The organism is Thioalkalivibrio sp. AKL9 (genome assembly GCF_000377825.1).
Lineage (GTDB): Bacteria > Pseudomonadota > Gammaproteobacteria > Ectothiorhodospirales > Ectothiorhodospiraceae > Thioalkalivibrio > Thioalkalivibrio versutus.
In genome coordinates, this window is the sequence record NZ_KB905103.1 from 68,369 (window position 1) to 75,705 (window position 7,337).

Here is a 7,337-nt window from a genome sequence, read left to right on the forward strand (position 1 = left end):
CGCCACACGCACCGTCATTGCGAGGAGCCGAAGGCGACGCGGCAACCTCCATCCGGAACCACCAGATCCCGGCTCGTTGCCAGCTTCAGGAGGTCGCCACGTCGCTTCGCTCCTCGCGATGACGCTGCGCGCGATAACCAAAGTCCGGCCGCTGTGGGACCTCGCAATGACGGTGCCAGGCGCCCGCTCCGCTATTAGACCTGCGCGTGCCTTACCCGCCGACTACAAGTGATTCGAGGCGTAGTCCGCCAGCCGTGAGCGCTCCCCGCGTGTCAGCGTGATGTGGCCGCTGTGGGTCCAGTTGCGGAACCGGTCCACCACATAGGTCAGTCCGCTGGAAGTCTCGGTCAGGTACGGGGTGTCGATCTGCGCGATATTCCCCAGCGCGACCACCTTGGTCCCCGGTCCGGCACGAGTGATCAGGGTCTTCATCTGCTTGGAGGTCAGGTTCTGCGCCTCGTCAAGGATGATGTAGCGGTTGAGGAAGGTACGCCCGCGCATGAAGTTCAGCGAGCGGATCTTGATGCGGCTGGTCAGCACGTCGTTGGTGGCCATGCGCCCCCAGTCCCCGGCGCCCTCGGACTTGGCCAGCACCTCGAGGTTGTCCATCAGCGCTCCCATCCACGGGGTCATCTTTTCCTCTTCGGTCCCGGGCAGGAAGCCGATATCCTCGCCCACCGGGACCGTGACCCGGGTCATGATGATCTCCTTGTAGGTGTTGTCCTCCAGCGTCTGCGCGAGCCCTGCGGCCAGGGTCAGCAGGGTCTTGCCGGTGCCGGCGGCCCCCAGCAGGGAGACGAAGTCCACCTCCGGGTCCATCAGCAGGTTCAGGGCGTAGTTCTGCTCGCGATTGCGGGCGTTGATGCCCCAGACGCTGTGGCGCGGGGTCATGTAGTCGTCGACCAGCTCGATTACCGCGGATTCGTTCGGCTGGTCGATCTCCAGCACGATCGCGGACAGCGGGTTCTCGCCCTCGCGGTAGACGAACTGGTTGGGCTGCCACTCGGCCACCAGCGGGCCGGTCACGCGATAGTAGGTGCGGCCGGACTCCTGCCAGGAGTCCATCTTGGCACCGTGGGTCTCCCAGAAGTCCGCTGGCAGTTCGGTCATGCCGGAGAACAGCAGGCTGACGTCGTCCAGCACCTGATCGTTGTAGTAGTCCTCCGCGTGCAGGCCGATCACCGTGGCCTTGATGCGCAGGTTGATGTCCTTGGATACCAGCGTCACCGGGGTGTCGGGATACTCGGTCTTCAGCGCCTGGGCAGTGGCGAGGATGTCATTGTCGGCCGAGGTGCCCGGCAGCGAGGCCGGCAGGCTGGAGGACAGGTTGCGGGTCTGAAAGAACAGGCGCCCGGTGGGCGCGAACGTAGACTCGCTGAGCGAATCCGCCTGCAGCGGCAACCCGGCGGCGATCTGCTCGTGCTGGGCGCCGGTGGTGAGCTCGTCAATGAAGCGCGAGACCTGGCGTACGTTGCGCGCGACTTCGGAAACCCCCTTCTTGCCACGGTCGAGCTCCTCGAGCACGACCATGGGCAGGAAGATGTCGTGTTCCTTGAAGCGGAACAGCGCCGTGGGGTCGTGCATCAGGACATTGGTGTCCAGGACGAGCAGGCGTTTCGGATCCTGGGCGGTCGCGTTCATGACACCTCCGGGGCGAAGTGGGGGAAGAGGGGCTCAGCTCCCTGCGAGTTCGCGCACCGCGGCGAGAACCTCGTCCACATGGCCCGGCACCTTCACCTTGCGCCACTCCTTGCGCAACACGCCATCGGCATCGATCACGAACGTGGAGCGCTCGATACCACGCACCTGCTTGCCGTACATGTTCTTCATGTTGATGACATCGAAGGCGTCGCACAGGGTCTCGTCGCCATCGCTCAACAGATCGAAGGGCAACTCCTGCTTGGCGCGGAAGTTCTCGTGGCTCTTCACGCTGTCGCGCGAGACACCGAGGATCACTGCACCGACGGCGTCAAAGGCGGCCTGGTTGGCAGCAAAGTCGCGGCTCTCGTTGGTGCAGCCGGGCGTACTGTCCTTGGGGTAAAAATACAGGACCACGATGCGGCCCTTGAAGTCGGCCGGCCCCAGGGTCTGGTCGCCGGTCGCCGGCACACGCAGGTCCTCGGGTACCCGCTGGTCGATTGCGATGCTCATCAGGCGTTGCTCCTTGAGTAGAGGGTCTCAAAGCGTAAGACCACCGCGGACGCCACGCGAGCCCGGCCGGTTCAGGCCTTGATCGGGTCCAGCACGCCGTCCACGTTCAGTTCGTCACAGAAATCCATGAACTCGCCGCGCAGGCTGGCCAGGTGCTGCCCTGCGGGGATATCCACGACCATGTTGGCCGCAAACATGCGGGCCCCGGTCTGCTGGGCGATGTATACCCGGGTCTGGACGTCGCGCAGGTTTACCCCACGGCTGGTAAAGAAATCGGCCAGGGCATTCAGCAGGCCCGGGGTGTCCAGGGCTACCGCGTCCACGGCATAGGGCATCGCCGCCTCGGGGCGCTCCTCCAGCGGGCCGCGACGGGCCACCACGACCAGCCCCATCTCCGCCTCCAGGCGCTGCAGACGGGACTCCAGGGTACCCAGGGTCTTCCAGTTGCCACTGGCGCTAAGCGCCATGCAGCAGTAGCCACCCACGACCGTGATGCGACTGGATTCGAGATTGCAGCCGGTATCAGCGATCACGCGGGTCACGCTGGACACCAGACCGGGCTGATCGGGCCCGATCAGGTTGAGGATCAGGTGGGTGTGGGTGCCCGCGCCAACCACCTCAGCCATGCGACACCCGCCGGCTGCGCGCGAGGCAAGGGGCGGGCAAGCACCCGGGGGTTCTCTGCGTGAAAGCGGCGACAGGCATGATGGCTCGCAACATACCACCTTGCCCCGGCGGCGCCAACGCAGCCGGGCGACTTGATCCGCGTGTCTCCCCGCCAGGGGAGGCGACCGGGTGCACGAAAGACGAGGTGCGGCGAACACCCGGCCGAAGGAATCTTGAATGCCCTGTCACCCGCCCGTTAGACTGCACCATTACCGTTGTTGGAGGAGTCGATGTTTCAAGGCAGCATGGTCGCACTGGCGACCCCGATGCACGCGGACGGCAGCCTGGACTGGCCGGCCCTGGATCGGCTCCTGGAATTCCACATCGAGGCCGGCACCGATGCCATTGTTGCCGTCGGCACCACCGGCGAATCCGCGACCCTCGATTTCGACGAGCACTGCGAGGCCATCGCCCACACGGTGAAGACCGTCGCGGGGCGCCTGCCGGTGATCGCGGGTACCGGGGCGAACTCCACGCGCGAGGCCATCGCCCTGACCCGCTGCGCCAAGGAAGGCGGCGCGGATGCCTGCCTGCTGGTCTCCCCCTACTACAACAAGCCGACCCAGGAAGGCCTTTACCTGCACCACAAGGCCATTGCGGAAGCGGTGGACATCCCGCAGATCCTGTACAACGTGCCTGGCCGCACCGCAGTGGATCTGTTGCCGGAGACGGTGGAGCGTCTGGCCGACATCCCGAACATCATCGGGATCAAGGAAGCCTCGGCCAGTAACGAACGCACCGCCGAGCTGGTCGCCCGTGTCGGCAACCGCTTGGACCTCTACAGTGGGGATGACGGCAACGGGCTGGCCTTTCTGCTCGCGGGCGGCCACGGGGTTATCTCTGTCACCGCCAACGTCGCACCGCAACTGATGGCCGCCATGTGCCGCGCCGTGCGCGAAGGCCGCCCCGACGAGGCGCGCGAGATCAATCGCCAGTTGGACGGGCTGCATTCAGCCCTGTTCCTCGAAGCCAACCCGATTCCGGTCAAATGGGCGCTGCAACGCATGGGCCTCATGGAGGAAGGCATCCGCCTGCCTCTGACTCCGTTGTCCGAACCCTTCCATGCGCCGGTCCTGGACGCGATGCGCCAGGCCGGCATAGAGGTCTGATCCCCGACATGAAACAGTCTGCCAAGCTCCACCGTCACGCGACCCGCACCGCCCTGGCCCTGGCTACGGGCCTGGCCATCGCCGGGTGCTCGACCTCCGGCGACCGCCAGTCCGGCCCCGAGTACGAAATGAGTCGGCAGATGGACAACCTCGAGGTCCCACCGGACCTGATCGCGCCCGACAGCGAACGCGCCTACCGTATTCCGGACGCCCCGGGCGAACGGATCAGCGCCCGCGAGATGCAGCAAGACTCCGCGGCCCGCCAGCAGCAGCGCCAGCCCACCGGGGCAACCGCGCCGGTCCGCAGCGATGCCCGGGTCCTTCCGGAATCGACCGAGATCCAGCTGATGCGCGAAGGCAGCGTCCGCTGGCTGAGTGTCGAGGTGGCCCCGGAGGATCTCTGGGATCGCCTGACCGCATTCTGGGACAGTCAGAACCTGCGCCTGGAGCGCAACGAACCCCAGGTCGGCGTCATGGAGACCGAATGGGCCGAAGACCGCGCCGGGATTCCGCTGCGGGGCACACAGAACATCTTCGCCCGTGCGCTGGGTAACGTGTACGACGCCAACACGCGCGACCAATACCGCCTGCGCGTCGAACGCGACAATGGCCGCTCAGCCATCTACATCTCGCACCGAAGGGCCACCGAAGAACCCGAGGGCGAGACCTGGCGCTGGGCAATGCGCCCGTCCGATCCCGAACTCGAGGCCGAAATGCTTAATCGCCTGCGTGTCTACCTCGCCACGGGCGAGACCCCCGAGGGCGGCACCCGGGTAGCCGAGACCATTGGCGACCGTCCGACCGAGCTGCACCAAACGGAACACGAAGGCCACCCGGTACTGGTGACGGGCAGCGACTTCAACCGCATGTGGTCGCAGATGGGCACCTACCTGGACCGCGCCGGCCTCCTGGTGGACGAGCAAGACCGCAATACGGGGACCTTCGAGGTGACCTATCGCCCCGACATGGTCGGCGAGAGCGAACGCGGCGGCTTCTTCAGTCGGATCTTCGGACGCGGCGGTGATCGTCGCGAGAACGAGCGTTATCAGATTCGCCTGACCGACATCGGCGACGGCGATCTGCGAATCGAGGCGCGCGACATCGATGGCGAGCCCCTTGGCCGCCGTGACGCCGAGTTCGTACTGGAGCAGATCGAGCAGCAGATCCTTCGCTAGAACGCGGCGAGCCCAGCCACCATGATCCGCTTCTGCTCCCTGGGCAGCGGGAGTTCCGGCAACGCCCTGGTGGTCGAGATCGGTGCCACCCGCCTGCTGGTGGATTGCGGATTCTCGATGCAGGAGCTGGAACGCCGCCTGTCCCGGGTCGACCTGACCCCACAGGACCTGACGGCCGTCCTGGTGACCCATGAGCACGCCGACCACATCGGCGCCACCGCGCCGCTATCCCGGCGTTACGGCCTCACCGTATTTACCAGCCCCGGCACCCGATTGGCCGCCCGCGACACCGGTTTTGCTCACATCCAGGAGATCCAGGCGGATGCACCGCTGGAGATCGACGACGCCTGGGTGCAACCGTACACGGTGCCGCACGACTCCCGCGAACCCATCCAATTCGCGTTTTCCGACGGCGATCACCGGCTGGTCCTGATGACGGATGCCGGCCACATCTCCCCGCACATGGTCGACGTGGCCAATGCAGCCGAAGCCCTGCTACTGGAGTGCAACCACGACCCTGCCATGCTCGCCGCCGGGCGGTACCCGGCGTCGCTCAAGCGACGTATTGCGGGCGGGTACGGCCACCTACCGAATCACGCGGCCACCGACCTTCTCCATCGCATCGATCGATCCAGGCTACGCCATGTGATCGGTATGCACTTGTCGAGTGACAACAACCACGAGACGCTTGCACGCCAGGCGCTCGCCGAGGGCCTTGGCTCCTCACCATCCGATCCCGAGATCGCAACCCAGGACTACGGCTTCACGTGGCGAACCACGGCTCAAGCCTGACTCCAACTACCGGTCCAACGCCGTGCCCCCGGTCACGTCAGCCCGGCCGCGGCCGCATGTCGAAGGGCTGCGCCAATCAACCCACATGGCGCAGCCCCCTCCGGCCACCTGACGCTGCGGTCGGAAACCAAGGCCGGCTCTCCAACGTGGTCCCAAGCCCAGTGTGATCAGCGGCGCGACTCCCGAAGGAAATACAGGCCCCCGATCACGAAGGCCACGCCAATGACTGTTGCCACCGGCCCGCCAAACCCGGAACCCTCCCGCGGCGCAATGGGCGTGAAAGCCAACTGTCCGCCGAAAATCGCATAGAGTCCAATTCCGAGCAGGACCAGCCCTACCAGGACCAACCCTCCGTCCGTCCGCTTCTGTCTCATCCCAGCCTCCGTCTCGGCACCTGCGTCCCTTTCAAACCGGCCGAGGGCCGCAGCAGCAGACTTCACCGTCCGCACACGGTGCCTGACTAACACGCATAAAAAAAGCCCGGCCCCCAAAACGGGGACCGGGCTTCGGATTAATGCCTGGCGGTGACCTACTCTCACATGGGGAGACCCCACACTACCATCGGCGCAGAGCAGTTTCACTTCCGAGTTCGGGATGGGATCGGGTGGTTCCTACTCGCTATTGCCGCCAGACAAACTGGCTAGACCACGCGGAGTGTTCCACGTCATCTAAATTCGGAATGCATTCTAGGCTTGTGTACGTAGCGATGTGTCAAACGAGACCACCAACACTTTGGGTGTTATATGGTCAAGCCTCACGGGCAATTAGTACTGGTTAGCTACACGCGTTACCGCGCTTCAACACCCAGCCTATCAACGTTGTAGTCTTCAACGGCCCTACAGGGACCTCGAGGGTCCAGGGAGATATCATCTTCAGGTGGGTTTCCCGCTTAGATGCTTTCAGCGGTTATCCCTTCCGCACTTAGCTACCCGGCAATGCCACTGGCGTGACAACCGGAACACCAGAGGTGCGTCCATCCCGGTCCTCTCGTACTAAGGACAGATCCTGTCAAATCTCCGACGCCCACGGCAGATAGGGACCGAACTGTCTCACGACGTTCTAAACCCAGCTCGCGTACCACTTTAAATGGCGAACAGCCATACCCTTGGGACCTGCTTCAGCCCCAGGATGTGATGAGCCGACATCGAGGTGCCAAACACTGCCGTCGATATGGACTCTTGGGCAGTATCAGCCTGTTATCCCCGGAGTACCTTTTATCCGTTGAGCGATGGCCCTTCCATACAGAACCACCGGATCACTAAGACCTGCTTTCGCACCTGCTCGACGTGTCTGTCTCGCAGTTAAGCACCCTTATGCCTTTGCACTCGTCGCGCGATTTCCGACCGCGCTGAGGGTACCTTCGCACTCCTCCGTTACTCTTTGGGAGGAGACCGCCCCAGTCAAACTACCCACCACACACGGTCCCCGACCTGGATAACAGGCC

7 protein-coding genes and 2 rRNA genes (1 of these 9 cut by a window edge) are annotated in these 7,337 nt (G+C 64.5%); 3 read left to right on the forward strand and 6 right to left on the reverse strand.

Annotated elements, in window-relative coordinates; genetic code table 11:
- Window positions 1-222: 222 nt before the first annotated feature.
- The 3 genes from D573_RS0100350 to D573_RS0100360 form a co-directional block, all read right to left on the reverse strand.
- Window positions 223-1,641, reverse strand: a complete 1,419-nt coding sequence (locus tag D573_RS0100350) for a PhoH family protein (protein ID WP_018937255.1) — start codon at window positions 1,639-1,641, stop codon at window positions 223-225.
- 33 nt (window positions 1,642-1,674) lie between these two features.
- Window positions 1,675-2,151, reverse strand: a complete 477-nt coding sequence (locus D573_RS0100355; protein ID WP_018937256.1) for a peroxiredoxin — start codon at window positions 2,149-2,151, stop codon at window positions 1,675-1,677.
- Between the two features lie 71 nt (window positions 2,152-2,222).
- Window positions 2,223-2,777, reverse strand: a complete 555-nt coding sequence (locus D573_RS0100360) for a glycine cleavage system protein R (RefSeq protein WP_018937257.1) — start codon at window positions 2,775-2,777, stop codon at window positions 2,223-2,225.
- A gap of 270 nt (window positions 2,778-3,047) precedes the next feature.
- Here D573_RS0100360 and dapA point away from each other — a divergent pair, with 270 nt between their 5' ends.
- Genes dapA through D573_RS0100375 form a run of 3 tightly spaced genes read left to right on the forward strand, consistent with a single transcriptional unit; the run spans window position 3,048 to window position 5,893 of the window.
- On the forward strand, window positions 3,048-3,926 hold the full coding sequence (dapA, locus tag D573_RS0100365) for a 4-hydroxy-tetrahydrodipicolinate synthase (protein ID WP_018145300.1): 879 nt from the start codon (window positions 3,048-3,050) through the stop codon (window positions 3,924-3,926).
- Window positions 3,927-3,934: 8 nt separating this feature from the next.
- Window positions 3,935-5,101: an outer membrane protein assembly factor BamC gene (bamC, locus tag D573_RS0100370; protein WP_018937258.1), complete on the forward strand. Its 1,167-nt coding sequence runs from the start codon at window positions 3,935-3,937 to the stop codon at window positions 5,099-5,101.
- Between the two features lie 21 nt (window positions 5,102-5,122).
- Window positions 5,123-5,893, forward strand: coding sequence for an MBL fold metallo-hydrolase (locus tag D573_RS0100375; RefSeq protein ID WP_018937259.1), 771 nt, complete (start codon window positions 5,123-5,125; stop codon window positions 5,891-5,893).
- Between the two features lie 167 nt (window positions 5,894-6,060).
- On the opposite strand, the gene D573_RS0100380 is transcribed toward D573_RS0100375, so the two are convergent.
- The 3 genes from D573_RS0100380 to D573_RS0100390 all read right to left on the reverse strand — a co-directional run.
- Window positions 6,061-6,267 carry a hypothetical protein gene (locus D573_RS0100380; RefSeq protein ID WP_018145297.1) on the reverse strand — a complete coding sequence of 69 codons (207 nt, stop codon included), beginning with the start codon at window positions 6,265-6,267 and terminating at the stop codon, window positions 6,061-6,063.
- A gap of 142 nt (window positions 6,268-6,409) precedes the next feature.
- Window positions 6,410-6,525: ribosomal RNA gene (gene rrf, locus D573_RS0100385) — 5S ribosomal RNA — on the reverse strand.
- A gap of 111 nt (window positions 6,526-6,636) precedes the next feature.
- Window positions 6,637-7,337 (reverse strand): 23S ribosomal RNA (locus tag D573_RS0100390); it runs 2,178 nt beyond the window's last position.